We start from the raw sequence: 24,612 nt of genomic DNA, 5'->3' as shown, positions 1-24,612 counted from the left end.
CGCCCGGACCGGGACTTCCTTCACGCAGACTCGGCTCAACACACGGCGTACGGCCACCGAGGGCCCGCCCACTAGGCTCACCTGTAACAGCTGCCCTCACTCTATCTCGAACACACTATCGATCCAAGCTCTCACCACCACAAACGTGGAGTCACAACCGGTCCCGCGTCACAGCTCACCGCGTTCGACGGCCAGGGCGAGTTCGACGCGCGACCGCAGGCCGGTCTTCGCGTAGACACGGGTGAGATAGACCTCCACGGTCTTGCGGCTGTAGTGCAGTTCCTCCGCGATCTGCGGGTTGCTCAGCCCGTCGGCGACCAGTTCGATGACGCGGCGCTCGCCGGGAGTGAGGCGGCCCGCCGGTTCGGGGACCATCCCGGCCTCCCGCAGGCGGCGTTCGGACAGCGCCGCCCAGGGCGCCGCGCCGAGCCGGGTGAAGATCGCGTGCGCGCGGGGGAGTTGCGTCGTGTCGCCGAGCGCGCCGAGGACCAGCCGGGCCCGGGCCTCCTCGAACGGCAGGCCGTCGGCGCGGGCCTGCTCCAGCGCCGCCCCCGTCCGCGCACGATCCCGGAACGCCCAGCCCACCGCCAGGTCGGCGGCGAGCCGGGCCCGGGGGGTGCCGTTCGCCGACCGCTCGTCCAGCCGGGAGGCCGCCGCCCGGTAGCCGACGTCGTCGCCCGCCGCTCCCGTCACCAGCACCTTGACCGCCAGGGCCCGGTGCACCACCTCGGGCACCTCGTACGCGAGGGCGCGGTCGAGTTCGCGCCGCGCGGCGGCGATGTCGCCCCGCCCGAGCGCCAGGCGCGCGCGGAACACGCATCGCATGCCCTGCTGCAGCGCGGAGCCGGGCGGGGGCTCGGCGAGCACCCGGGCGGCCGCGTCCAGCCTGCCCTGGTCGAGCAGGATGTCCAGCTCCATGTTGCGCAGCAGGGCGAGGTTCTCCAGAAGGCCCGCCTCGGCCAGTGCCCGGCCCGCGACCGCGATCTCCTCCAGTGCCCGTGCCCATTCGCCGCCCATCCGCCGGATCACGGCCATGGTCCGTACGTGCTGTCCGGCGATGTCGTGCCAGCCGAGGCCGCGGTGGATCTGCTCGGCCTGGTCGAGCACCTCGACGGCGCGGGAGCGCAGCCCGGCGATCGCCAGCACGTGCGCCGCCGACTCCAGCGACGCGAGCCGGGCGCCCGGCGGCAGCGCGGCGGCGAAGGTGAGCAGGTCGTCGACCGCCCGCTGCGTCTCGGCCCAGTCGCCCCGCACGAGCGCGTGGATGGCCAGATAGCCGACCGTGATCGCGCGGTCCTGCGGCGGGCAGTCGGACAGGCCCTCCCAGGCCCGCCGGGCGGCCTCCCTGCTGGGGAGGCCCATCTCCGCGCTGACCAGCGCCTGCTGGGCCAGCAGCGCCGAGGCGTCGTCGGCCTTCGGGATCTGGCGGCGGGCCACGTCGAGGGCCACTTCGTACCAGCCCATCGCGTGGGCCGCGCCGACCGCGGTGTAGGCGGCACGGGTGCGGCGGCGGCCGGAGGGCAGTGCGGCGAGCGCCCGCTGTGCCGAGTTGAGCGCCAGCGCGGGACGTGACCCCTTCCAATAGGCGAGAGCCTGCCTGGCCAGCAGTTCGCCGGGCTCAGGGGACAGCTCCGCGGCCTTGCCGTACCAGTGCGCGGCCGACAGCGGCGCGGTCCAGCGGGTCAGCTCGGCCGCGCGCAGCACCGCGGGCAGGGCCTCGGCGGGCGGCCCCGCCTCGGCCATGTGGGTGGCCCACTCCAGGACCCGCCTGGTCCCGGTCAGCCCCTCGCCATCGAGCATGTCGGCGATGCGGCGGTGCACCTCGCGCCGGCCGGAGGCGCCGAGGTCGTCGTAGAGCGCCTCGGCCACCAGCGGGTGCGCCAGCGCGTAGCCCTCGCCGTTCCTGGTGACGACGCCGTCCCTGACCAGTGCGTCGAAGGCGCGCTCGGCCTGATCGGGGTCGAGCCCGGCCAGTTCGGCGAGCGCGGGGAGATCGGCGGCCTCCCTCGTCCGCGACAGCGCGGCCAGCACGCGGGCGAGGTCGCGTCCGCCCCGGTCACGCTGGAACAGCCGGCTGAGGATCGCGCCGCGCCGCGCCCCCGGATCCGCCGAGCGCACGGCGCCGCCCTGCACCAGGGCCAGCACCGCCTCCTGTGCGAACCACGGGTTGCCCCGGCTCGCGACGTGGATCCGCCGCAGGACGGTGTCGCTCGGCGTACGGCCGAGCAGCGTGGTGACCAGCTCGGCGACCTCGGTCATCGTCAGCGGCTGGAGCCGGATCGACAGGTCCACGTCGAGCGGGGGAGGGTGGCGGGCGGTGCCGAGGATCGCGACGGCGTCGTGGCGGCGTGGCAGGGCCCGCAGCACGCTCAGGGTGTCGGCGTCGGCCAGGTGCAGGTCGTCGATGGCGAGGAGGGTGGGGCCGGGCAGCGACTCCAGCAGCCGGGCGGCCATCGCGCCGGGCGCCGCGGCGGGGTGTCCGAGCGCGGCCTGGTCTATCGCGTCGAGCAGGCCGGACAGGACGTCGGCCGCCTCGCCGCCCACTGCCCCGAGCGCCTCGACGAGTGGGGCGTAGGCGCGCCCGCCGTCCAGTTCGCGGGCCTGGCCGCGCAGCACGCGGAAGCCCTTCAGCCGCGCCGCGGCCTCACCGAGCAGATGGGTCTTCCCGATGCCGGGCTCGCCGAGGACGAGGACGGTCCGCGGCGTCTTCGACAGGGCCGAGACCACCTGGCCGAGCGCGCCCGCGCGGCCCTCCCCGACGGCCGGTACGTCCACGGCTGGCCGTCACTCCCTTCGCATCCGTCCGCTGGTGTCACGTAGGACGCGGCGGAAATGTTGAACGTGCACACGAAATGTGACGCGCTCCGAGAGTGATCGCAAGGGGGTCGGTATATCAAGATTCGAACACGGCCACGGCGGCGGTGGTCAGCGTTTCCTCGACCACCTCGGCGGGCACGTCCACGGTCTTCACCACGCCGGACTGCACCGCGCCGAGGGCGGCCCAGGCGCGTACGCGCGTGCCGGGGGAGGGGTCGGGCCCGGCCAGGCGGATGAACAGTTCACGGCCGAACTCCCTGATCGCCTCGCCCGGAGATCCGGGAGGGGCGCTGTCGGCGCCGCCGATGTCCTCGGTGAGCAGCCGGATCACCGCGCGGTGCCGTACGGCGAAGGCGGTGAACGCGCGCAGGAACTCCCGGTGGCCGGAGAACTCGCTGCCGAGCAGCGTGAGCAGGTCGTCGGCGGCCGGAGCGATGATCTCGGCCGCCAGCCGGTCCTTGGGATGGAAGTGGTAGGCGACCGCCGTCTTGGTCAGGCCGACCGCCGCCGCGATGTCGGCGAGCGACACGGCGGCGTATCCCCGCTCGGCGAACAGGTCGCGGGCCGCGGCCAGGATGCGGGACCGGGTCGCGTTGCCCTGGTCGAGTGTGGTCATCGTCTCATTTTCCGGCGCGACGCTCGCCGCCGATCAAATCCTTTTACCCTCGTTTTGTACGGCCGTACAGGACGGTCGTCAGGACATGCTACCCGGGACGGACGGCGATGAGCGGACTTCTGGGGCGGCTCGGCGGATGGTGCGCACGCCACGGCTGGATCGTGCTGACCCTGTGGGTGCTGGCGGCGGGCCTGCTGACGGCGGGCACCCTGGTGTGGGGCCGGCCGGTGAACAACAACGTGTCGATCCCCGGCACCGACGCGCAACGGGCGCACGAGCTCATGCGCGAGGGCTTCGGACCGGGGTACGACCCCGGCGGGACGGTGCAGCTCGTTCTCTACACCGCGAACGGCACGCTGATCGACAAGTCTCGCAAACAGGCCGTCGAGCGGTCGCTGGACGCTCTGCGGCGTACGCCGCACGTCGCCGAGGTGGAGACGCCGTACCGGATGGGCGGAATGTCGTCCAGCCTGCGGATCGGGATGATCACCGTACGGCTGAAGGGACAGGACACCACCAAGCTCGCGCAGACGTCCGAGCAACTCGTCGCCGTCGCCGCGCCGGCGGTGCGGGCGGGCATCGAGGTCGTTCCCTCCGACAGCTCCACACCCGCGGACAAGCAGATCAAGACCGGTGCCAGCGAGATCGCCGGCGTCGTCTTCGCGCTGCTGGTGCTGCTGTTCGCCTTCGGGACGCTGGTCGCCGCGCTCGTGCCGATCTTCACCGCGCTGATCAGCATCGGCGTGGGGCTCGGCCTCATCGCGCTGCTCGGCCACGTCGTCGACGTGCCCTCGACCGCGTCGATCCTGGCCACGATGATCGGTCTCGGCGTCGGCATCGACTACGCGTTGTTCCTGCTGTCGCGGCACCGGACGCTGCTGGCTGAGGGCGTGCCGGTCCACGAGGCGGTCCGGCGTACGGCGGCCTCGTCGGGCGGGGCCGTGCTGTTCGCCGGCGGCACGGTCGTGATCGCGCTGAGCGCGCTGATGCTCACCGGCTTCCCGCTGCTGCGCACGCTCGGCTGGATCACCGGCGTCTCGGTCGTGTGCGCCGTGCTCACCTCGATCACGCTGGTGCCGGCGCTGCTCGGCCTCCTCGGGCACCGGATCAACGCGCTGCGGCTGCCGCTGGCCGGGCGCACCGCCCGCCGCGACGGCCCGGCCACGGGCTGGGCCAAGCTGGGCGCCTGGGTGGCGCGCCGTCCCTGGCGGGTGCTCGCCGTCACCGTGGTCGTGCTCGCGGCGCTGGCCGCCCCGGCAGCCACGATCAAGCTCGGTCCGCTCGACAACGGGTACGGCGACAAGGGCACCTCCGCCCGGCGGGCGTACGAGCTGATCGAGGCGGGCTTCGGCCCGGGGGCCAACGGCGGGCTCGTCGTCGTGGCCGAACTGGACCAGAAGATCGCCGACTCGACCCCGCCCGACCCGGTCGTGCAGGTGCTGCGGCAGCGGGTCGAGCACACCGAGGGCGTCGCGTTCGTCGCCCCGCCGAAGGTCAACGAGGGCGGCCGCTCGGTGCTCATCCAGGCCGTCCCCGACTACGCGCCGAGCGACCCGCGGGCCCTCGACGTGGTGAAGCGGGTGCGGGCCATCGAGGTGCCCGGGGCGCACGTCCACGTCGGCGGCGAGGTGGCCGGGCTGGCGGACGCGGGCGACCGCATCATGGGCAGGACGCCGCTGGTCGTCGGCATCGTCGTGCTGCTCAGCGCCCTGCTCCTGCTGCTGGCCTTCCGCGCGCCCCTGGTCGCGATCAAGGCGGCGGTGATGAACCTCGTCTCACTCGGCGCCGCCTTCGGCGCCCTTGCCGTGGTGTTCTCCCACGGCCTGGGCAGCCGCCTGGTCGGCATGGACCCCCCGCCCTCGGCCGACGGGTCCTACCTCGCCACGCTGTTCTTCTCGGTGCCCATCGACACGTACGTGCCGCTCATCCTGTTCGCCGTGCTGTTCGGCCTGTCGATGGACTACGAGGTCTTCCTGCTGACCTCCGTACGGCAGGCCTACTCGCGCAGCGGGGACAACCGGAGCGCGGTGGCCGAGGGACTGGGGTCCACCGGCCGGGTCATCACCTCGGCCGCCCTGATCATGGTGGCGGTGTTCACCGCGTTCATCGCCTACCCCGACCCTCTGGTCAAGGTGTTCGGCGTCGGGCTGGCCGTGGCCATCGCCGTCGACGCGACCCTGATCAGGGGCTTCCTCGTGCCCGCCACGATGGTGCTGCTCGACCGGCTCAACTGGTGGATCCCGCGCTGGCTCGACAGGATCCTGCCGAACCTGTCGATCGAGGGCCACGAGGAGGACGGCGCGCCCGCCGAGACGGAGCCCGAACTGGTCGGCGCGGGCGGGCACGCCCGCGCCTGACCTCGATCGGCGTGAGGGATCAGAAGTTCTTGCTGCGGACCGTCCAGGGGGCCCTGGCCGCCAGGCCCGAGGGCCCCAGGATGTACGCCCGCGCCGTGGCGTTGTCGTTGAGCGTCATGTCCAGGAACTGGACCACCGCGGTCATGCCTTCGCTCATCTGGGCGCCGGTGATGAACCCGACGTGACCGGCCTGCGGCTGCTCGGCCAGCACGGCCGGCACCTGGGCCAGGTCGTAGTTGGCCCGGGTGTTGTCGTAGGCGATGTCGGAGGACCCGCCGTCGAGGAACATCACCGGAGTGTGCAGCTTGGAGAGCTCCGAGCGCGGGTATCCGAACGAACCGTCGGCGAAGAACCCGCTGTCCAGCGAGACGACGCTCTTGACCCGCCGGTCCTGGGCGGCGACCAGCGCCTCCAGCCCCCCGCAGGAGTGGCCGGCGGCGGCGACCCTGGACAGGTCGAGGCGCTGGTAGAGCGGTGAGCCGCTGCGGGCGTTCTCCCGCTCGGCCCAGCTGATCCCGTCGGTCAGCAGCGACGGAATCGGGGACCCGCTCTGCACGCCGTTCGACGAGCCGTCGACCGATGCGGTGTCCACCACGACGAACCCGCGGGCCGCGATGAACGTCAGCGCCTGGATCACCTCGCTCCCGTTGGTGTGCGCGCAGGCCCCGTTGCCGAAGACCAGCACGGGCATGGCACGACCGACGGCCGAGGGGTTCGACGGCCGGAACACGGTGTAGCGGTTGGTGCCGTACGCGCCCTCCCGAGTGACCGGGAAGTTGTTGTCGATGGCAGGACGGCCCGGCGGCGTGGGACTGGCACTCGGGGAGGCACTGGGGCTCGGGGAGGCACTGGCACTCGGCGAGGCACTGGGGCTCGGCGAGGGCGTGGGCGTGGGGGAGGGAGACGGCGAGGTGACGCCGCCGGTGCAGGTGACGCCGTTCAGGGCGAAGCCGGACGGCACGGGGTTGGAGCCGTTCCAGCTCCCGTTGAACCCGAAGCCGGCGCTGCCGCCGGTGGGGATGCCGCCGTTGTAGGAGGCGTTGGTGACCGTGACCTGCGAGCCCGACTGGGTGAAGGAGCCGTTCCACAGCTGGGTGACGGCCTGCCCGGCCGGGAACGACCAGGTCAGCCTCCAGCCGTTGATCGCGTCGCCGAGGTTGCGAACGCTGACGCTTGCGCCGAAGCCGCCGGGCCACTCGCTGGTCACCGTGTAGCTGACCTCGCATCCGGCCGTGGCCGCCGACGCGACATGGGCCGCGGTCACCGTGACGCCGGCCGTCAGCAGCACGGCGGCGGCAGCGGACAGCCGCGACCGCCGACGGAAAGAGCTGTCAAGTCGCACGGGCTTTCCCTCCGAGACAACGGGTGTTAGCGCTAACAACATCAGGACGCCGATGTCGACGGGTGGTGAGCTCCTGGAGTCGCGAGTCAACCCCGGCACAAAAGGGCGAGTCAAGGAAATTGATATTGCTGCTGTTCCCCTCGCGACGTGAGTTCCCTGTTGAGCAGGCGCTTCGGGGAAGCGTGTGAAAGGCCGGCCGTCAGGACGACGGTGAATATTTCATTCCCCCTGCTCGTCGTCGCAGGGTCAGGAGATCACTGGAGGGGGCGGGCTGTCCTGCGGATCGGGACTCTTCGGTTCGGGACTCTTCGGCTCGGGGTCGCGTGGTTCGGGACTCTTCGTCTGGGGGTCGCGTGGTTCGGGGCTGCGGGACTCGGGCGGCTCGGGACTCGTCGCCGGGGAGGGATCCTTCGCCGGACCCGGACTCTCCTTCGTGGGCTCCGAGGGCGACTCCTGCGGCTTCGGGCACCGGGGACCGGTGACCCGCACCTCGGCCTGGCGCGGCTCGCCGGGATCGGCCGGCTCGGTCGTGACGCGCACCCCGAACACGGCCCTCTTCCCGCACTCCACGACGCCGAGGCCGGCGGCCACCGTGAACGAGTAGGACGTGCGGCCAGAGAGCGTGCGGGTGTCGGACGCCGCCACGCGGCCGTCGCGCGTGAAGATGCTGGAGACCCTGACCGGGCCCTTGCCCGAGGTCCGCACCGTCACGGCCGCCGTCCTGCCGTCCCAATCATCGATCGCCACGCCCTCGACCGCGGGGGTCGGGCAGGGCGGCCCGGTCAGTTTCCGCGTGCGCGTACGGGTTCCTCCCTGTGCGGCGGGGACCGTGGACACCTCGACCCGCCGGTAGACGGTGGTTCCGCAGGCCGGGGAGGGGAAGGGCTGCTGCAGGCCGATGTGATAGGACGTCGCGCCCCGCAGCCCGACCATTTGCGAGGGCGCGGCGGCGAGCGCGTCCGGCGACGGCCCGGAGGCGAAACGCGCGGTGAGCAGGACCCGGGCGGCGGTGCTCGCCCGTACGTCGACCGTGACCGCCTGACCGTCGAACGCCGCGATGCCGAGATCGGTCACCCGCGCCGGCGCCGGCGACGCGGTCGCCCCCATGTGGGAGGGGGTGGCGCTCCCCTGCGGCCCGGAAGGTCCCGGCGGCACGGCCGGCCCGGTGGACACGGACGACACCGGCGTGCCGGACAGTTCGGGCGGCGTCGTCCCGGCGTTCTCGTCCGGCCCCGCATCGGTGGGTCCTGAAGCGGCCTCCGAGGTCTCGTCCGGCGCCGTCTCACCGGGTGCGGACTCGCCGGGCGCTGTCTCGTCGGGCGCTGTCTCGTCGGGCGCTGATTCGTCGGGCGCGGCCGGCGGGACCGTCTCGGCCGAGCCCGGGGCCGGGGGAAGCGCCGCCGGGGCGCTGTGCGGTGGCGGTGTGAGCAGGGTGTCCTGCGCGACCGGGGTCTGCCGGTTGGCCGCGACCACCGCCGCGATCACGGCGGCCGACAGCACGGCGGCGCCGATGGCGAACCGGGGCGCGAAGCGCGAGAGCCGCTCGGACAGCACGGTCTGGGCGAGGGACGTGGACGCCTCGACCGGCTCGGCCGGAGCGGCCAGGGGAAACGTCAGCGCCAGCAGGGTCGCGAGTTCGGCCAGGTGCCGGCGGCCCCGCTGCTCCCAGTCGGACCCGTACGCGGCGGTCGCGGCGGTCTCCAGGTCGGCGATGAACGCCCGTGCCGTGGGCGGCCGGTCCGCCGGGTTCTTGGCCATGCCGCGCGTGACGAGGCCCCGCACCGAGCCCGGCACGTCCGCCGCGGGGATGGGAGCGCTTCGGTGCAGCATGCGCAGCGCCGTCAGATCGTCGGCCCGGTACGGCCGGCGCCCGGTGAGGCACTCGTAGAAGACGCAGGTGGCGGCGTAGACGTCGGCGGCCGGGCCGGCGGGCCCGCCATACCACTGCTCGGGGGCCATGTAGGGCGGCGTGCCCGCGGAGGTCTCCGGCGAGCCGCTCGGTGTCGCGATGCCGAAGTCCGACAGCTTGCTGTTGCCGTCGGCCTGGATCAGCACGTTCTCCGGTTTGTAGTCCCGGTGGACGATGCCCGCGGCGTGCGCGGCCGACAGGCCCGCCAGCGAGCCCTTCAGCACGACCAGCGCCGCCTCCGGGCTGGTCGAGCCGTGCTCGGCGAGGATCCTGCGCAGCGAGACCCCGTCGACGAGTTCCATGACGATCGCCGCGCCGTCGCGCGCCTCGACGTACTCGTACAGGCGCACGATGTTCGGATCGTTCAGCTCCACCATGACCCGGGCCTCGTGGCGGAACCCAGCGAGGAAGCGCCGGTCCCGCCGCAGTTCCTCGCGCAGGTATTTGATCGCGACGTAGGCGCCGGTGGTCACGTAGGTCGCCAGCACGACCCGCCCGGCGCCGCCCGCGCCGAGTTCGCGCACCTCCCGGTAGCCCGGTACCGACCAGGCGTTCATGACGCCGCCCCCTCGGATTAGGTCGTCTCTGACAAATCAAGCCCTGCTGCGCGTGGCCCAGGCGGTGCCTCGCTGCGTTGTCGTCGTCGGCCGGAGGCTCCGCTCCGACCTCCTCCTCCGCCTTGCGATGCATCCACCTGGATCCCCGCTCGCGACGGGCAGCATTTGCCAGACACTCCCTGGCCCTGACTCAAGGTCTCACCCGAAAGGGCGGTTGTCACCGGAGCAAAAAAGTCACCTTGCGGATGTAGTCCTGGCCTGCGCGGTCACGTGCCGGGCCGCGCGTACGGCGAGGTCGCGGGCGCGGTCCACGTCCACCCCCACCAGGCGGCCTCCGCGCTTGACGATTCGCCCGCCGACCAGCACGGTGTCCACGGCGGCGGTGTCGGCCGCCGTGACGACCGCGGCGACCGGGTCGTGCACGGGCGCGAGGCCCGGGGCTCCGGCGTCCAGGATCACGATGTCGGCCTGCTTGCCGGGGCGCAGCGAGCCGATCCTGCGGTCCATCCCGATCGCGGCCGCGCCCTCGAGCGTCGCCATGCCGAGCACGTCGGACGCGGTGAGCTCCGGCGCCGCCTGCCCGGCGCGTCCGGCCGCGAACGCCGCACGCATCACGGAGAACATGTCGCCGGGGACGTCGGTGACCGTGTCCACGCCGAGTCCCGTCGTGATCCCGGACGACCGCAGCCTGCCGGTCTCGGGGTGGCCGTGCCCCATCTGCGACTCCACCGCCGGGGCCACCGAGGCCGTGCCGCCGCTGCCGGCGACCAGCTTCAGCGACTCGTCCGGGATGCCGTTGCAGTGCACGAACAGCACGTCCGGGCCGAGCAGTCCGGCGTCGTGCAGCCGCTCGACCGGGCCCTCGCCGGTGGCGTGCAGGCTGAGGCGCAGGCCGAGGTCGCGGGCGAGCGCCCAGTCGGCCCGCGCCGCCTCGACCGAGCCGTAGACCGGGCCCCAGGCGGCGAAGGCGGGGGTGACCAGGCCGTCGTCGGACGGCAGGAGCACCGAGCGGACCCGCCGCACCTCGTCCTCGGCACGGTCGGCGTCGCCCGTTCCCCGATGGGCGTACCCGAAGACCGCCCGTACGCCGGACTCGCGCAACGCCTCTACGGCCGCGTCGGTGTGGCCGGGGGTGAGCTGGATGTGCGACCAGTCGTACACGGTGGTGACGCCGGCGTTGAGCGCCTCGATCGCGCCCCAGAGGTTGGCGGCGTACACGTCCTCCGCCCGGAACGCCGGGGTGAGGGTGCCGAGGACCAGGCCGAGGTACGCGCCGAGCGTCGCGTCGGCCGCGATGCCGCGCAGCACGCTCTGCCAGACGTGGCGATGGGTGTCCACGAAGCCGGGCAGCACGATGCCGCCGGCGGCGTCGATGATCTCGGTGCCTTCCGCCGGGTCGTCCGGCCGCGGGCCGACCGACACGATGACGCCGTCCTCGACGACGACGGCCGCGTCCGGCACGACGTGCGGCCGCGGCTCGGTGTCGACGACGACGCCGTTGACGATGATCGTTCTCACAGACAAACCTCTTTCTCAAATGCTTTCGATAAAGCTTTTCGAAAAGCTATCAGGGTGGGGGACTAGGCTCAACCTCATGCGACAGCGGGACCGGGTCGACGAGATGATCGAGGGATGGCGGGCCGAACTGCCGGAGGCGGCCACCGTCCAACTGGAGATCGTCAAGCGCGTCAGCCGGCTCAAGGCCCGCATCGAGGAGGTCACACAGGCGGTGCTCGGCCGCTACGGCCTGACGTACGCGGAGTTCGACGTGCTCGCGACCCTCCGCAGGGCCGGTCGGCCGTACCGGCTCAAGCCGAGCAGGCTCGCCTCCCACCTCATGCTCACCACCGGGGGGACGAGCAACATCCTGCAGCGGCTGGTCGCCGCGGGGCTGGTCGAGCGGGAGCCCGATCCGGCGGACGGGCGCAGCTCGTGGGTCCGGCTCACGCCGCTCGGCGTCGAGAGGGCCGAGGAGCTGTCGCTGGCCACGACCGAGGCGCACAGGGAACTGCTGGCGGACGTGCCCGAACCGGCCGTGCGCGCCCTGGCCGACCTGCTCAGGGATGTCCTGCTCGCACTGGGCGACCGCGCCCAGCCCTGACCGCCATGACGCTCCGGGCGGGGCCTAAGGTGCTCTCATGCCGCGCAATCTCATCCTGTCCGGGGGGGTGGCCCACGACTTCCCGGCCACCTCAGCCGCCCTCGCGGGCGTGCTCGCCGAGATCGGCATCGAGTCGGAGATCACCGAGGACGTCGCCGGAGCCCTGGCCGCGCCCGCGCCGGTCGACCTGATCACGGTCAACGCCTTCCGATGGAGGATCGACGGCGACGACTTCGCGGAGGAGCGGGACCGCTGGCGTTTCGAGACGCCGGACTCCGTCAGGCGGACGGTGCTCGATCACCTCGCGAGGGGTGGCGGGCTGCTGGCCGTGCACACCGCCTCGCTCTGCTTCGACGACTGGCCCGAGTGGGCCGAGATCCTGGGCGGCGCCTGGAGGTGGGGCACGTCGTACCACCCGCCGATCGGCCGGGCGAAGGTCCGGCTCGGCGCCGGTCATCCGATCGTCGACGGCCTGACCGGCTTCGAGGTGACCGACGAGGTCTACACCGACCTCGACGTCCTCCCGGACGTGGAGCCGCTGGCGTACTCCGGAGACCAGCCCCTGCTGTGGGCGAGAACCGTGGCGGGCGGCAGGGTCGTGTACGACGCGCTCGGCCACGACACCCGGTCGTACGAGAACCCGGTGCGCCGCACCCTGCTGCGACGGGCGGCGCGGTGGCTCCTCGGGAGCTGACCTCCGGAGACCTACCGCCCCCAGAGCGTCGCGGCGACGAGTTCGGGCACCAGCGTCTCGGTGAGCAGGGCGACGTCCGGGTCGTCGTCGTGGCGGTAGCGCACCGCGGCCGCCTGCCCCTCGACCTCCCCGCCGACGGCCAGCACGCGCGACCCGCGCAGGCGAATCCACTCCATCGCCTGCTCGTCGTAGCGTGACCCGGGGAACAGCACGGCTCGGTAGTCGCGGGTCTTGGTGAGATAGACGTCCACGTGCGCCCAGTCGCCCGTCTCGCACGCGTCCGCCTGGATTCGCGGTCCCTCGCGGAACATCAGCGCCGACTGCTCGGCCGACGACAGCCGTTCGGCCGGCGCGATCGCGTAGACGCCGTGCGGCCCGTCGAGCAGCCTCACGGCGTCCGCCAGCCACTCACGCCGCCGCTCCAGCAGGTCGGCGGTGGCCGCCGCGGCCCGCCGTACGAGGCCCGCCACGGCATCGGGGCCATCGGCGAGCGTGAGCAGGAGGGCGAGCGTGTGCTGGAAGGTCCGGCAGGCGACGCCGCCCCGCTCCTCGCCCGCGAGCATCGGCACGACCAGGTCGGCGCCCTCGGTCACGGGGGAGCCGGGCCGGTTGGTCAGCGCCACGACGAACGACCTGCCCCGGTGACGGGCCAGGGCGTCGAGCGTCTCCCGGCTGCCGCCCGTCGCCGACACGACGACGGCGGCGGTGCGCGGGCCGGGCGGGGTGCCCAGCGCGGCGGAGGCGTATTCCGCGACGGCGTCCACCCCGGCCGCCCGCAGCCGCTGCGCCGCCACCCCCGCCGCGTAGCGCGAGCTTCCCATGCCCAGGAACACGACGCGGTCGAACCGCCCCTCAGTAAGCCGGGTGGTCAGCCCCTCGAACGGATCGCCGCCGTCCAGGAGGCCGGCCAGCGCCTCCATGGCCTCCGGCTTCGCCTCCAGGTCGGCAAGGAAGAGCTCCGCGTCCACGTCCATCTCCTTCGAAGAGTCTTCAGGCGTACCAGGCCCGCAGCACGCCCATCGGCGCGTACCGCCAGCGCGGCAGGTGGCGGGCGGCGTAGATCAGTTCGCGGCACTCCTGCTCGACCTCGAACGGCCGCAGCAGCGACCGGTCGAGCAGGTCGGCGCGGCCGGCCCGCGCGAGCGTCCGGGCGTAGGCCGCCGTCAGGCCCCGGCGCGCCGCGGCGGCCCAGGCGGCCGTCGCGTCCGGGTCGGCGGACCTGCGTCTGACCGCGACCTGCCCCGCGTGGTCCACGCTGGTGGTGAGCTGCGCGAGGTCGCGGGCCGCGGGCTGGTAGGGGTCGGCGTCGGCCACGGTCGGGTTGCCGTCGAAGTCGACCACCGCGTAGCCGTCCCGCCAGCGCAGGATCTGTCCCACGTGCAGGTCGCCGTGGACGCGGATCAGCGGTGTGGCGGGGGTGCGGGCGAGAGGCTCCAGTTCGCGGCGCAGGGCCTCGGCCCGCCCCGCCAGCCACGCGCCGTCCGCGCCGTCCGTCAGCGCCAGGGCCTCACGCAGCGCCTCCTCGGCGCGGGCCCGCCATGTCCCCTCGCCGGGCCGCGACAGCCGTACGGGGCCGGGGAAGACCGCGGACGGGGTGGCCATCGCGAGGTGCAGTTCGGCGGCGAGGGCGCCGACCTCGGCGGCGAAGCCGGTGCGGCCGGCCTCGGCCTCGTCGACGCACCACTCCCAGCCGTCCCGCGCCTCGGGCAGGTACGCCGTCACCAGGGCGACCAGCGCGTCCTCCCAGTAGATCGCCGCGTACGGCGTGGCCGTACGGCCGAAGCCGGCCAGATGGGCGAGCAGCCCGGGGGCGGGGTGCGGGGCCCGCGACGGCCGGGGGAACCACTTGACGACCACGGTCTCGCCGGCGACGACCGAGTGGTTGGTCTGGTCCACCGTGATGGCCCGTTCTCCGGGGGGCACCGGCGGCAGCGGCCGCAGCGCCCGCACCGAGAAGGGCGGCGGAGCGGCTCCCCGCGCCAGGTCGCGCAGCACGCGCTCGGTGATCCCTTCCGCCGTCTCCAGCGTGAGGACGCCGTCCGGGCCCTCGGTCACCCGAGGCCAATGGGAGCCTTCCACTCGGCCTCCTGAACGTGGATTCAACGCGGAAACGAAAGGAGCAGGTAGACGTAACGGGAAAAGTCTTGTCTATGTTGATGCGTCCTGCAACACTGGCCGCCATCCTCACGCAAGGGAGCCCCCCATGACGCGCCGCGTGCCCCTCGTCGTGGCCTCTGCCTTTCTGGCGTCCGCCCTGACCGCCTGTGGTGGAGGCGCGGCGACCGACTCCGCGGGTGCGCCCGCGACCCTCGACGCCAAGGCGGATCTGTCCAAGCAGAGCCTGACGATCTCGATCTGGGACGGTTACAGCCCGAAGGACCTTCCGCAGCGGGTGAAGGCCAAGCTCGGTTTCGACACCAAGGTCGCCATCCACGACACGAACGAGACGATCGTGGCCAAGCTGACCGCCGGAGGCGACAGCGGCATCGACGTGGCGTTCGTGTCCGGTCAGTACGCGCAGGCGCTCAACGCGCAGGGCCTGCTGGAGCCCATCCACCGTGAGCTGGTCCCGAACCTGAAGAACCTCTACCCCGAGGCGTCCCAGCTCGCCTACGACAAGGGCAACGTCTTCTCCGTCCCGTACACCTGGGGGACCACCGGGTTGTGTTACCGCAGCGACCTGGTGAAGACGCCGCCGACGAGCTGGAACGACCTGCTCAGCCCGGCCCCCGAGCTCAAGAAGAAGATCACCATGATGACCACCGAGCGGTGGCTGGCGCTGCCGGCGCTCAAGCTGCTCGGAGCCTCGGTCAACACCACCGACCAGGCCACGCTCGGCAAGGCCAAGGAACTGCTGCTGAAGGTCAAGCCCGACCTGCTGGCCTACGACGACACCACGTTCGGCGACCGGCTCAAGTCCGGCGAGGCCGTGATGGTCGAGGCATGGGACGGCTGGTGCCCGACGTCGGAGAAGAACGTCGAGTTCGCGGTGCCGAAGGAGGGCAGCGACCTCTGGGCGGACACGATGGTGATCCTCAAGAGCTCCAAGAACAAGGAGGCGGCGCACGCCTTCGTCAACTACATCCTCGACCCCGAGGTCCATGGCTGGGTGCCCGCGAACATCCTTTACAGGATCCCCAACAAGGCGGCCATGGACAAGGTGGACCCGGCACTGCTCAAGAGCTACCCGGCGCTGGCGGAGCCGCCGTCCGAACTGCTCAAGGGTGAGAGCCTGATCGACCTGGGCGAGGCCTCCACCGCGTACACGCGCCTGTCCACCGAGGTCTCGGCGGCGCAATGACGGCCCGACAGCCCGCCCGCGTCGTCGGCAAGGCGGCCGGCCGCCTCGCCACGATGGGGCCCGGGTTCGGCTACCTGACCGTCTTCCTGCTGGTCCCGCTGGCGCTGGTGCTGAGCTACACCGTGTTCAGGCGGGGCCGGTTCGGGGGAGTGGTCTACGAGCCGACGGGGGAGAACTTCACCCGCCTCGCCGACCCGCTCTACCTCGACGTGGTGATCGGGTCGGTGAAGCTCGCGGCGATCACGACGCTGCTCGCCCTGCTGCTCGGGTATCCGACGGCGTACATGATCGCGAGGCTGCCCGCCCGGTGGAAGGTCGTCGCCCTGGTGGCGGTCGTGCTGCCGTTCTGGACGAACTTCCTCATCCGTACGTACGCCTGGATCGTGCTGCTCAACTCCGAGGGGCCGGTGAACTCCGGGCTGAAGGCGCTCGGCCTGGGGCCGGTGGAGCTGCTCTACACGGACGGCGCCATCGTCGCCGGGCTGCTCTACGCCTATCTCCCGCTGATGATCCTCCCGCTGTATTCGGCCGTGGAGCGGCTGGACCCGCAACTGCGGGAGGCTTCGGCGAACCTGGGCGCACGGCCGGCCAGGACGTTCTGGTCGGTGACGCTCCCGCTGTCGCTGCCCGGTGTGCTGACCGGATGCGTGTTCGTGTTCGTGCCGAGCCTGGGCAACTTCGTGATCCCGGAACTGCTCGGCGGCGGACGCCGGATCATGGTCGGCAACCTCATCCGCGACCAGTTCCTCAAGGCCCGCGACTGGCCGTTCGGGTCGGTGCTGGCGCTTGCCGTGATCGCCGTGCTCGTGTTGCTGCTGTTCGCCCAGGCGTGGGCCGCGCGGAGGGCGGGACGCGGTGCGTAGACACGGCTGGCTCCGGCTGCCCTTCTGGCTGACCTATCTGTTCCTGTACGCGCCGATCGTCGTGCTCGTCGTGATGTCGTTCAACCGGAACAAGTCGCCCTACTCGTGGGGCGGCTTCTCGCTCGACTGGTACGGCAGGCTGGCGGGCAACGCCTCGATCCGCACCGGGCTGCTGAACACGCTGATCGTCGCTCTCGGCTCGACGGCGCTGTCCACCGTGCTCGGCACGCTGCTCGCGGTCGGGCTGGCCCGCCACACGCGCTCGCGGCTGCTCGACGCGCTCTCGACGCTGCCCGCGATCCTGCCCGACCTCGTCATCGCGATCGGGCTGCTGGCGTTCTACTCCGCGATCAAGCTGACGCTCGGGCTGCACTCCGTGCTGATCGCGCACACCGTCTTCGGCATGGCATTCGTCGCGGCCGTCGTCCGGGCCCGGCTCGGCGGCATGGACACGTCGCTGGAGGAGGCGTCCCGGGACCTCGGCGCGACCCCGCTGACCACGTTCGCCAAGGTCACCCTGCCAACGCTCGCCCCGGGCATCCTCGCGGGCGCGCTGCTCGCCTTCACGCTCTCCCTGGACGAGTTCGTGATCGCGTTCTTCACCGCGGCTCCGTCCGAGCCTACGCTGCCGATCGTCATCTACTCCATGGTGCGGTTCGGCGTGACCCCCGAGATCAACGCGCTGGCGACGCTGCTGCTCGCGGTGAGCTTCACCGTCGTGATCGTCGCGCAGCGCCTGACCAGACTGACCGAGGCCCTGCGATGACTCTCATATCCATCGACGGCGTCAGCCGCCGGTTCGGCGAGGTGACCGCGCTCGACTCGGTCGGCCTCGACATCCGGCAGGGCGAGTTCTTCGCCCTGCTGGGGCCGTCCGGCTGCGGCAAGACCACCCTGCTGCGGATCCTCGCCGGGTTCGAGCAGCCGGACGCCGGCACGGTGCGCCTCGACGGCGCCGACCTGCTCGCGATCCCCGCGCACCGTCGCCCGGTCAACCTCATGTTCCAGTCGTACGCCCTGTTCCCACACATGAGCGTGGAGAAGAACGTGGCATACGGCCTGGAACGGGAGCGGCTGCCCCGCGCGGAGATCCGGGAACGGGTCGGCGCCGTGCTGGAGACCGTCGGCCTGACCGCGCAGGCCCGCCGCAGGCCGCACGAGCTGTCGGGCGGGCAACGCCAGCGCGTGGCCCTGGCCAGGGCCATCGTCAAGCGTCCCCGGCTGCTGCTGCTCGACGAGCCGCTGAGCGCCCTGGACAAGAAGGTCCGCTCGGAGATGCAACTCGAACTCAAGCGGCTGCAGCACGAGGTCGGCATCACCTTCGTCGTGGTCACCCACGACCAGGAGGAGGCCATGTCGCTCGCCGACCGCATCGCGGTGATGAACGGCGGCCGGGTCGAGCAGGTGGACGCCCCCGTGGACCTCTACGAACGGCCGCGCACGCCCTTCGTGGCCGGCTTCATCGGGGCCAACAACCTCTTCACCGGCAGGGTCACGGGCAAGGGCCTGGAGGTCGACGGGCTGGGCGTGCTCCCCGCGCCCGCGGGGAGCGAGGAGGGCGGGACGGCGATGCTCGCGGTGCGGCCGGAACGGATCCGCCTCGGCCCGGTCGCGGCCGGCGAGGGGGTGCTGCGAGGCCGGGTCGTCGACGTCAGCTTCTACGGCGGCGTCTCCCACGTGGCGCTGAGCGTGCCCGGTCACGACCGCGCGGTGCTGGCGGCCACGCAGGGGCGGGCGAGGGTGGAGGCCGGCGCCGAGGTCGCCGTCTCCTGGGACGCCGACGACGCCGCCCTCGTCGACGGGGTCAGCGGCGATCGGCGGGCCTGAGCGGGTTGCCCGTGGCCAGGCGGGCGTAGTCGAGGATCAGCTCGACGGCCTTGTCCGGGTCGATCGAGTGGTGCCGGGCGATGATGCGGTAGCCGTACGCGTCCTCGAGTGCGACGAGGTTGCGGGCGATGGTCTCGGAGTCCTGCGCCAGCGTGAAGACGCCGTGGGCGGCGCCCGTCTCAAGGATCGTCTGGTACATCGACACCTGCCGGTCGAACAGCGTGGTCAGCAGCGTCGCGTAGACGCGGTTGCGGCCGGCGGCGCCGCCGAGCTCGCACAGCAGCCGCACCCCCGCGTCGTCCGGGCCGTCGGGCAGGCCCGAGCGGATCGTGACGATGAGCTTGTCCGCCGGATCGGAGATGCCGCTGATCTTCTTCACGCGCCGCTCGTAGAAGCGCTCCATGCCGGCGTGCTGGGCCTCGATCAGCAGCTCGCGCAGGTCGGGGTAGTGGTAGAGCACCGCGCCGGAGGTGAGCCCCGCCTCCTCGGCGATCTGGTTGAGGTGGACCCCCTCGGCGCCATGCTGGATCATCGCCCGATGGGCCGCGTCGATGAGGTCGAGCCGCCGGTCCGCCTTGCTCTTGCGCTGTGTCATCCCACCCCTTTCATTGCACCTCGCTTCACATCGCGCACACGATACTCCCCCAGCTCTTGACGGGTGTATCCCCCTCGTATTTGAATCTCGCTTCAACTAGCTTCAGAGGAGCCCCGAATGACGGCCACGCCCTTGACGATCCTGTTCATGCCGGAGAGCGCCTACGGACCGACGAACAACTGCGTCGGAATCGGCGATGTCCTGCGCCGCCGTGGCCACCGCGTGGTGTTCGCCGCCGAGGCGTCGTGGAAGGGCAAGCTGGAGGCGCTCGGCTTCGAGGAGGACCTGGTCGACCTGGCGCCGCCGGCGCCAGAAGAACAGGACGCGACGGAGCAGGACGCGGGCCAGTTCTGGAAGGACTTCATCCGCGACACCGCGCCGGAGTACCGCAAGAGCACCCTGGAGCAGCTGGAGACGGTCGCCAAGCCGATCTGGGAGGCGCTCGTCGACGGCGCCAAGTACTGCGAGCCGCAGCTCAAGGCCATCATCGAGCGGGTCCGGCCGGACGTGATCGTCGAGGACAACGTGGTGGCCTTCCCCGCCCTGGTGACGGCGGGCGTCCCGTTCGTACGGATCGTCTCGTGCAACCCGCTGGAGGTGAAGGGCCCGGGCGTGGCCCCGCCGTTCTCCGGACTGCCGGCCGACGGCACCGGCTGGGCGGAGTTCCGGGCGGAGTACGACCGGACCCATCGTGAGCTGTGGGAGGCGTTCAACGCGTGGGTGGTCGAGCAGGGCGCCCCGGCCCTGCAGGACCTGGAGTTCATCCACGAGGGCGACGCGAACCTGTACGTGTATCCCGAGATCGCGGACTACACGGCGGAGCGTCCCCTGGGGGACTCCTGGACCCGTGTCGACTCGTCCGTTCGGGAGACCGACGAGGAGTTCACGCTGCCGGACATCCCCGGCGAGGGCGCGCTGATCTACTTCTCGCTGGGTTCGCTCGGCTCGGCCGACGTCGAGCTGATGCGCCGCGTGATCTCCGTGCTGGCCCGCACGCCGCATCGGTACATCGTCTCCAAGGGCCCGCTGCACGAGGAGATCGAGCTGGCCCCCAACATGTGGGGCGCGGAGTTCGTGCCGCAGACGAAGATCATCCCGCTGGTCGACCTGGTGATCACGCACGGCGGCAACAACACGACGACCGAGGCGTTCCACTTCGGCAAGCCAATGATCGTCATGCCGCTGTTCTGGGACCAGTACGACAACGCCCAGCGCGTGCACGAGACCGGGTACGGCGTCCGCCTGGACACCTACGGATTCGCCGACGAGGAGCTGACCGGGGCCATCGAGAGGCTCCTCGGCGACCAGGACCTGCGCGACCGGCTCGCGGCGGCCGGCGAGGAGATCCGCCGTCGTGACGGCCTGCGCCTGGCCGCGGACGTCATCGAGAACATCGCCACCAAATGATCAAGGGCAGCCGGCTGATCGAGGACGCCGCTCCACGGGTCTTCTGGACCGACCGGCCCGGGGCTCCCGGCCCGTACGAGCCCCTGCACGGCCGCACCACGGCGGACCTGCTGGTGGTCGGCGGCGGCTTCACCGGCCTGTGGGCCGCCGTGCTGGCCAAGGAGGAGAACCCGGCCTGCGACGTCGTCCTCCTGGAGGCGCGCTCGATCGCGTACGGCGCGAGCGGCCGCAACGGCGGGTTCGTCTCCGACTCCCTGACCCACGGGCTGGGGCAGGGAGCGAGGTTGTGGCCGTCGGAGAACGCGGCCCTGCTCGCGCTCGGGCGGGCGAACCTCGCGGCCATCGCCCGCTTCGTCGACGACCACGGCATCGACGCCGGCCTCCGCCTGGTCGGCAAGACCACGGTCGCGGTGGCGCCTCATCAGGTGGAGGAGCTGAGGCGGGCCGAGAAGCTGCACCGCGAGCACGGCGAGGACGCGGTGTTCCTCGGCCGCGACGAGATGCGCGCGGACGTCGAATCGCCCACCTATCTCGCGGGGCTGCGCCTGCGCGGCACCGGCGGCGTCCTCGACCCCGCCGCGCTCGCGTGGGGCCTGGCCCGCGTCGCGGCGCGGCTCGGGGTACGCATCCACGAGGGCACCGAGGTCACCGCGCTGACCCGGACGCGGACCGGCGTTGAGGCCCGGACGGGAAACCGCGGCGCGGTGAGCGCCGGGCAGGTGCTGCTGGCCACCAACGCCTTCCCCTCGCCCCTGCGCAGGCTGGGCCTGTTCGTGCTGCCGATCTGGGACTACGTGCTCGTCACCGAGCCGCTGTCGCCCGAGCAGCGGGCGTCGCTCCGGTGGCCGGAGAGCCAGGGCCTGACCGACGCGGGCAACCGGTTCCACTACTACCGGCTCACCCGGGACGATCGCATCCTGTGGGGCGGGTACGACGCGATCTACAACTTCGGCGGCGGCGGCTCCGAGCAGCGGGACGCCACGCACGAGCGGCTCGCGCGGCACTTCTTCGCGACGTTCCCGCAGCTGCGTGGCCTGCGCTTCACGCACAGGTGGGGCGGGATGATCGACTCGACCAGCCGGTTCACCCCGTTCTTCGGCACGGCGATGGGCGGGCGGCTGGCCTACGCCCTCGGATACACCGGCCTCGGCGTCGGCGCGTCCAGGTTCGGCGCACTGACCGGCCTCGACCTGCTGGCCCGGCGGTCCACCGCGCGGACGCGGCTGCGCATGGCCCGCCGCCACCCGGTGCCGTTCCCGCCCGAGCCGCTGCGCTGGCCGGTGGTGCAGCTCACCCGCCGCGAACTCGCCCGCGCCGACGAGAACGAGGGCCGCAGGGGGCCCTGGCTGCGGTCACTCGACCGTTTCGGCATCGGCTTCGACAGCTGAGGACGACCTAATGACGACATTGATCAATCCCGCCGACGGCCGGGCCGTCGAGGACGTGCCCGACACCCCGCTCGACGGGGTGGCGCGGGCCGTACGCCTGGCCCGGGAGGCCTTCGAGCAGTGGCGCGAGACGACGCCGGGGGAGCGGGCGCTGGTGCTGCTGCGCCTGGCGGACCTCGTCGAGCGGGACGCCGCGGAGCTGACCCGGCTGGAGGTGGAGGAGACCGGCAAGCCCGCCGCCGTGTTCCGGGACGGCGAGCTGCCGTTCGCCGCCGACAACCTCAGGTTCTTCGCCGGCGGGGCCAGGTCCCTGGACGGCACGGGCGCCGGCGTGTTCAGCGCCGGATACACGTCCGTGCTGATCAGGCGGCCGATCGGGGTCGTGGGGGCGATCGCGCCGTGGAACTTCCCCCTCATCATGGCGGTCTGGAAGATCGGCCCGGCCGTCGCGGCGGGGAACGCCGTCGTGATCAAGCCGGCTCCCCGGACGCCCCGCACCACGCTGCGGCTCGCCGAGCTGTTCGCCGAGGCCGGGGCCCCGGAGGGCCTCGTGCGAGTGGTGACCGGCGGCGCGGACGTGGGGCGGGCCCTGGTGACCGACCCCGGCGTGGACATGGTCAGCGTCACCGGGTCCACCGCCACCGGCCGTGAGGTCATGCGCGGCGCGGTGGACGGCCTCAAGCGGGTCCATCTGGAGCTGGGCGGCAAGGCCCCCGCGCTCGTTTTCGCCGACGCCTCGCTGGAGGACATGGCGGCCGGGGTGGTCATGGGCGCCACCTACAACACCGGTCAGGACTGCACGGCCGCGACCAGGGTGTACGTCGAGAGATCGCGGTACGCCGAGGCGGTCGAGGCGCTGCGGGAGGCCGTCGCCCGCGTCCGGCCCGGCGACCCCTGGGCGCCGGACGCCGACATCGGCCCGCTGATCAGCGCCGAGCACCGTGAGCGGGTCCACGGCTTCGTGACCAGGGCGTCCGGCCGCGTCGTCCACGGGGGCGCGCCGATCGACGGCCCCGGCTTCCACTACGCGCCGACGTTGATCGCCGACGCCGACCCGGCGAGCGAGATCGTGCGGAGCGAGGTCTTCGGCCCGGTGCTGGTGGCGATGCCGTTCGACGGCGAGGACGAGGCGGTGCGGCTCGCCAACGCCACGCCGTACGGGCTGGCCTCGTCGGTGTGGTCCACGGACGTGGCCCGCGCGCTGCGCGTCTCCCACCGGCTGGACGTGGGCGTTACGTGGGTGAACGACCACCTGCCGATCGCCTCGGAGGCGCCGCACGGAGGCGTGAAGGGCAGCGGGTTCGGCAAGGACATGAGCCAGGAGGCCGTGCTGGAGTATTCGGTCACCAGGCACCTCATGATCAAGCACGCGGCCCCACAGGCGCGCGACTCGTTCCGCCCCGCCTGAGCAGCCCGCCTGAGCGGCCCGCCTGCTCTATGCGTCAGGGACGTTGCGCAGCGCCTCGCGGCGGCTCAGCCCGCTGATGCCCTGGTGCTTCACGTAGCGGAGCACCTCCTGCGGGTTGGTCTTCGCGTACTCCCGCAGCGCCCAGCCGATCGCCTTGCGGGCGAAGAAGTCGGTGTCCGACAGGCTCGGCTCGATGCAGGCGTAGAGCAGGTGGACGTCGGTCCGGTCCTTGAAGGAGTTCTGGCTCAGGATGGCGGTGCGCCGCTTCCACAGGTCGGCGTCGTGCGCCCACTCGAGCACCAGGCGGCGCATGCTCTCGGGATACAGCCGCAGCAGCGTGCCGATCCGGTGCACGGCGATGTCGTCCACCAAGTCCCACCACGCCCCGGTGACGATCATCTCCTCGTACATGGGGATCGTGTAGAGCGTCTGCCAGGACCGGTAGAAGCGGTGCGCGGACAGCTCGATGGCGGCGTAGCGCTCCTCGCGGTATTCCGCCTCGCGCCACAGCGCCAGGACCGCCCTGCGCCACTCGGGGGCGCTGTCCAGCCGGTGCTCGGCGAAGACCTTGCGCAGCGCGGCCCGCCGCGGCACGGCCGTCACCCCGAGGAAGGGCATCTCCGACTTCATGTACGACCGCATGCCCTCGGCGCGCGCGGGGTCGGCCAGCTCGGTCAGCGCGAGCCGTACGGCCTTGAGTAGCGTCATGACGGCTGGCTCGCCCGCTCGCCGGTCGCCAGGCCGTCGAACAGCAGCTTGACGAAGTGGTCGGCCAGGGCGTCGGTGTCGAGCCTGCCGCCGGGGCGGAACCAGCGCACGGTCACCCAGATCGTGTCGCGGATCATCCGGTAGGTGAGCTTGGGATCGACGTCGGGGCGGAACTGGCCGGCGGCCTGGCCGCTCGTGATCTGCTCCACCCACATGCGCTCGACCTCGTCCTCGGCCCGCACCAGGTAGTCGAACCGGTCGCCGGGCAGCGAGCGCAGGTAGTTCCAGTCGTTCTGCATGACCGTGATGGCCGCCCGGTGGTCCTCCAGCGTGCCGAAGCCGATGCGGACCATCTCCGCCAGGACCGAGCGCGGGTCGGTGTGCGTGCCCAGCACCGCGCGGTAGCGGTTGATCAGATCCTCGAGGAAGGTGCGCAGCACCTCGTCGACGATCGTCTCCTTGGAGTCGAAGTGGTGGTAGAGGCTGCCGGACAGGATGCCGGCCTCCAACGCGATCTCCCGCACGGTGGTGGCCTGGAAGCCCTTGCGCGCGAACAACTCGGCGGCGAGCTTGACGAGGTGGTCGCGCCGTTCGGACGCCGAACCGGCCGCCCCCCGCTTCGCCTTGACCGGCGCGGCCGTGCCGCCGGAGTCCTTACGCTGGTTCACGGCTCCCATTATGGCCGTCGAGCAAGAGCTTGTTCACATTCTCGCCTCGCCCGA

The 24,612-nt window shown here is 72.2% G+C and carries 20 protein-coding genes; 10 read left to right on the top strand and 10 right to left on the bottom strand.

All coding sequences use genetic code 11. From position 1 onward, the window contains the following. Positions 1-168 precede the first annotated feature (168 nt). Both QSK36_RS17050 and QSK36_RS17045 read right to left on the bottom strand, forming a co-directional pair. Complete coding sequence (locus QSK36_RS17050) at positions 169-2,775, bottom strand: ATP-binding protein (protein ID WP_183535651.1); 2,607 nt, start codon at positions 2,773-2,775, stop codon at positions 169-171. 118 nt (positions 2,776-2,893) lie between these two features. Then, on the bottom strand, positions 2,894-3,433 hold the full coding sequence (locus QSK36_RS17045) for a TetR/AcrR family transcriptional regulator (protein ID WP_139576026.1): 540 nt from the start codon (positions 3,431-3,433) through the stop codon (positions 2,894-2,896). Positions 3,434-3,540: 107 nt separating this feature from the next. Between QSK36_RS17045 and QSK36_RS17040 the strand changes: the two genes are divergently transcribed. Then, on the top strand, positions 3,541-5,790 hold the full coding sequence (locus tag QSK36_RS17040; RefSeq protein ID WP_285783061.1) for an MMPL family transporter: 2,250 nt from the start codon (positions 3,541-3,543) through the stop codon (positions 5,788-5,790). A gap of 19 nt (positions 5,791-5,809) precedes the next feature. Here the strand turns inward: QSK36_RS17040 and QSK36_RS17035 are convergent, their stop codons facing one another. The 3 genes from QSK36_RS17035 to QSK36_RS17025 all read right to left on the bottom strand — a co-directional run bounded on the left by QSK36_RS17035 (position 5,810) and on the right by QSK36_RS17025 (position 11,116). Beyond that, positions 5,810-7,132 (bottom strand): cellulose-binding domain-containing protein, encoded by a 1,323-nt coding sequence (locus tag QSK36_RS17035; RefSeq protein ID WP_285783060.1) that lies wholly within the window; start codon positions 7,130-7,132, stop codon positions 5,810-5,812. Positions 7,133-7,378: 246 nt separating this feature from the next. Beyond that, positions 7,379-9,598, bottom strand: a complete 2,220-nt coding sequence (locus QSK36_RS17030; RefSeq protein ID WP_285783059.1) for a serine/threonine-protein kinase — start codon at positions 9,596-9,598, stop codon at positions 7,379-7,381. Positions 9,599-9,832: 234 nt separating this feature from the next. Beyond that, positions 9,833-11,116: an amidohydrolase family protein gene (locus tag QSK36_RS17025; protein ID WP_285783058.1), complete on the bottom strand. Its 1,284-nt coding sequence runs from the start codon at positions 11,114-11,116 to the stop codon at positions 9,833-9,835. Positions 11,117-11,192: 76 nt separating this feature from the next. Between QSK36_RS17025 and QSK36_RS17020 the strand changes: the two genes are divergently transcribed. Continuing rightward, a complete protein-coding gene (locus tag QSK36_RS17020; protein WP_139576029.1) occupies positions 11,193-11,699 on the top strand; it encodes a MarR family winged helix-turn-helix transcriptional regulator in 507 nt (168 codons plus the stop codon). Between the two features lie 37 nt (positions 11,700-11,736). Further along, on the top strand, positions 11,737-12,393 hold the full coding sequence (locus QSK36_RS17015) for a ThuA domain-containing protein (protein ID WP_285783057.1): 657 nt from the start codon (positions 11,737-11,739) through the stop codon (positions 12,391-12,393). 11 nt (positions 12,394-12,404) lie between these two features. On the opposite strand, the gene QSK36_RS17010 is transcribed toward QSK36_RS17015, so the two are convergent. Both QSK36_RS17010 and QSK36_RS17005 read right to left on the bottom strand, forming a co-directional pair. Further along, positions 12,405-13,361 (bottom strand): SIS domain-containing protein, encoded by a 957-nt coding sequence (locus QSK36_RS17010; RefSeq protein ID WP_285783056.1) that lies wholly within the window; start codon positions 13,359-13,361, stop codon positions 12,405-12,407. A gap of 22 nt (positions 13,362-13,383) precedes the next feature. Continuing rightward, positions 13,384-14,472 carry a hypothetical protein gene (locus QSK36_RS17005; protein WP_285783055.1) on the bottom strand — a complete coding sequence of 363 codons (1,089 nt, stop codon included), beginning with the start codon at positions 14,470-14,472 and terminating at the stop codon, positions 13,384-13,386. 124 nt (positions 14,473-14,596) lie between these two features. On the opposite strand from QSK36_RS17005, the gene QSK36_RS17000 reads away from it, so the two are divergent. Genes QSK36_RS17000 through QSK36_RS16985 form a run of 4 tightly spaced genes read left to right on the top strand, consistent with a single transcriptional unit; the run spans position 14,597 to position 18,384 of the window. Further along, positions 14,597-15,694 carry a polyamine ABC transporter substrate-binding protein gene (locus QSK36_RS17000; RefSeq protein WP_285783054.1) on the top strand — a complete coding sequence of 366 codons (1,098 nt, stop codon included), beginning with the start codon at positions 14,597-14,599 and terminating at the stop codon, positions 15,692-15,694. After that, positions 15,691-16,557: an ABC transporter permease gene (locus QSK36_RS16995; RefSeq protein WP_225897844.1), complete on the top strand. Its 867-nt coding sequence runs from the start codon at positions 15,691-15,693 to the stop codon at positions 16,555-16,557. Before QSK36_RS17000 ends, QSK36_RS16995 begins: the two co-directional genes overlap by 4 nt. After that, positions 16,550-17,323, top strand: coding sequence for an ABC transporter permease (locus QSK36_RS16990; protein ID WP_285783053.1), 774 nt, complete (start codon positions 16,550-16,552; stop codon positions 17,321-17,323). The genes QSK36_RS16995 and QSK36_RS16990 overlap by 8 nt, the downstream gene beginning before the upstream one ends. Then, positions 17,320-18,384: an ABC transporter ATP-binding protein gene (locus QSK36_RS16985; protein ID WP_285783052.1), complete on the top strand. Its 1,065-nt coding sequence runs from the start codon at positions 17,320-17,322 to the stop codon at positions 18,382-18,384. The genes QSK36_RS16990 and QSK36_RS16985 overlap by 4 nt, the downstream gene beginning before the upstream one ends. Here the strand turns inward: QSK36_RS16985 and QSK36_RS16980 are convergent. After that, positions 18,362-18,979 (bottom strand): TetR/AcrR family transcriptional regulator, encoded by a 618-nt coding sequence (locus QSK36_RS16980; RefSeq protein ID WP_139576036.1) that lies wholly within the window; start codon positions 18,977-18,979, stop codon positions 18,362-18,364. The two genes, QSK36_RS16985 and QSK36_RS16980, sit on opposite strands and share 23 nt — an antisense overlap. A 117-nt stretch (positions 18,980-19,096) precedes the next feature. On the opposite strand from QSK36_RS16980, the gene QSK36_RS16975 reads away from it, so the two are divergent. From QSK36_RS16975 to QSK36_RS16965, 3 genes are read left to right on the top strand one after another with little or no spacing between them, the layout of a single operon-like run. Next, positions 19,097-20,386: a glycosyltransferase gene (locus tag QSK36_RS16975; RefSeq protein WP_285783051.1), complete on the top strand. Its 1,290-nt coding sequence runs from the start codon at positions 19,097-19,099 to the stop codon at positions 20,384-20,386. Continuing rightward, positions 20,383-21,774, top strand: a complete 1,392-nt coding sequence (locus QSK36_RS16970; protein WP_285783050.1) for an NAD(P)/FAD-dependent oxidoreductase — start codon at positions 20,383-20,385, stop codon at positions 21,772-21,774. The genes QSK36_RS16975 and QSK36_RS16970 overlap by 4 nt, the downstream gene beginning before the upstream one ends. 10 nt (positions 21,775-21,784) lie before the next feature. Further along, positions 21,785-23,182, top strand: a complete 1,398-nt coding sequence (locus QSK36_RS16965) for an aldehyde dehydrogenase family protein (RefSeq protein WP_139576039.1) — start codon at positions 21,785-21,787, stop codon at positions 23,180-23,182. A gap of 27 nt (positions 23,183-23,209) precedes the next feature. Here the strand turns inward: QSK36_RS16965 and QSK36_RS16960 are convergent, their stop codons facing one another. Both QSK36_RS16960 and QSK36_RS16955 read right to left on the bottom strand, forming a co-directional pair. Further along, a complete protein-coding gene (locus tag QSK36_RS16960; RefSeq protein ID WP_285783049.1) occupies positions 23,210-23,890 on the bottom strand; it encodes a DNA alkylation repair protein in 681 nt (226 codons plus the stop codon). Beyond that, positions 23,887-24,567, bottom strand: a complete 681-nt coding sequence (locus QSK36_RS16955; protein WP_183535672.1) for a TetR/AcrR family transcriptional regulator — start codon at positions 24,565-24,567, stop codon at positions 23,887-23,889. Before QSK36_RS16955 ends, QSK36_RS16960 begins: the two co-directional genes overlap by 4 nt. Positions 24,568-24,612: the final 45 nt, after the last annotated feature.

Source organism: Microbispora sp. NBRC 16548 (assembly GCF_030268985.1).
In the GTDB taxonomy this organism is placed as follows: Bacteria; Actinomycetota; Actinomycetes; order Streptosporangiales; family Streptosporangiaceae; genus Microbispora; species Microbispora catharanthi.
The sequence above is the reverse complement of the archived record's forward strand: the minus strand, read 5'-3'. Positions and strand labels throughout refer to the sequence as shown.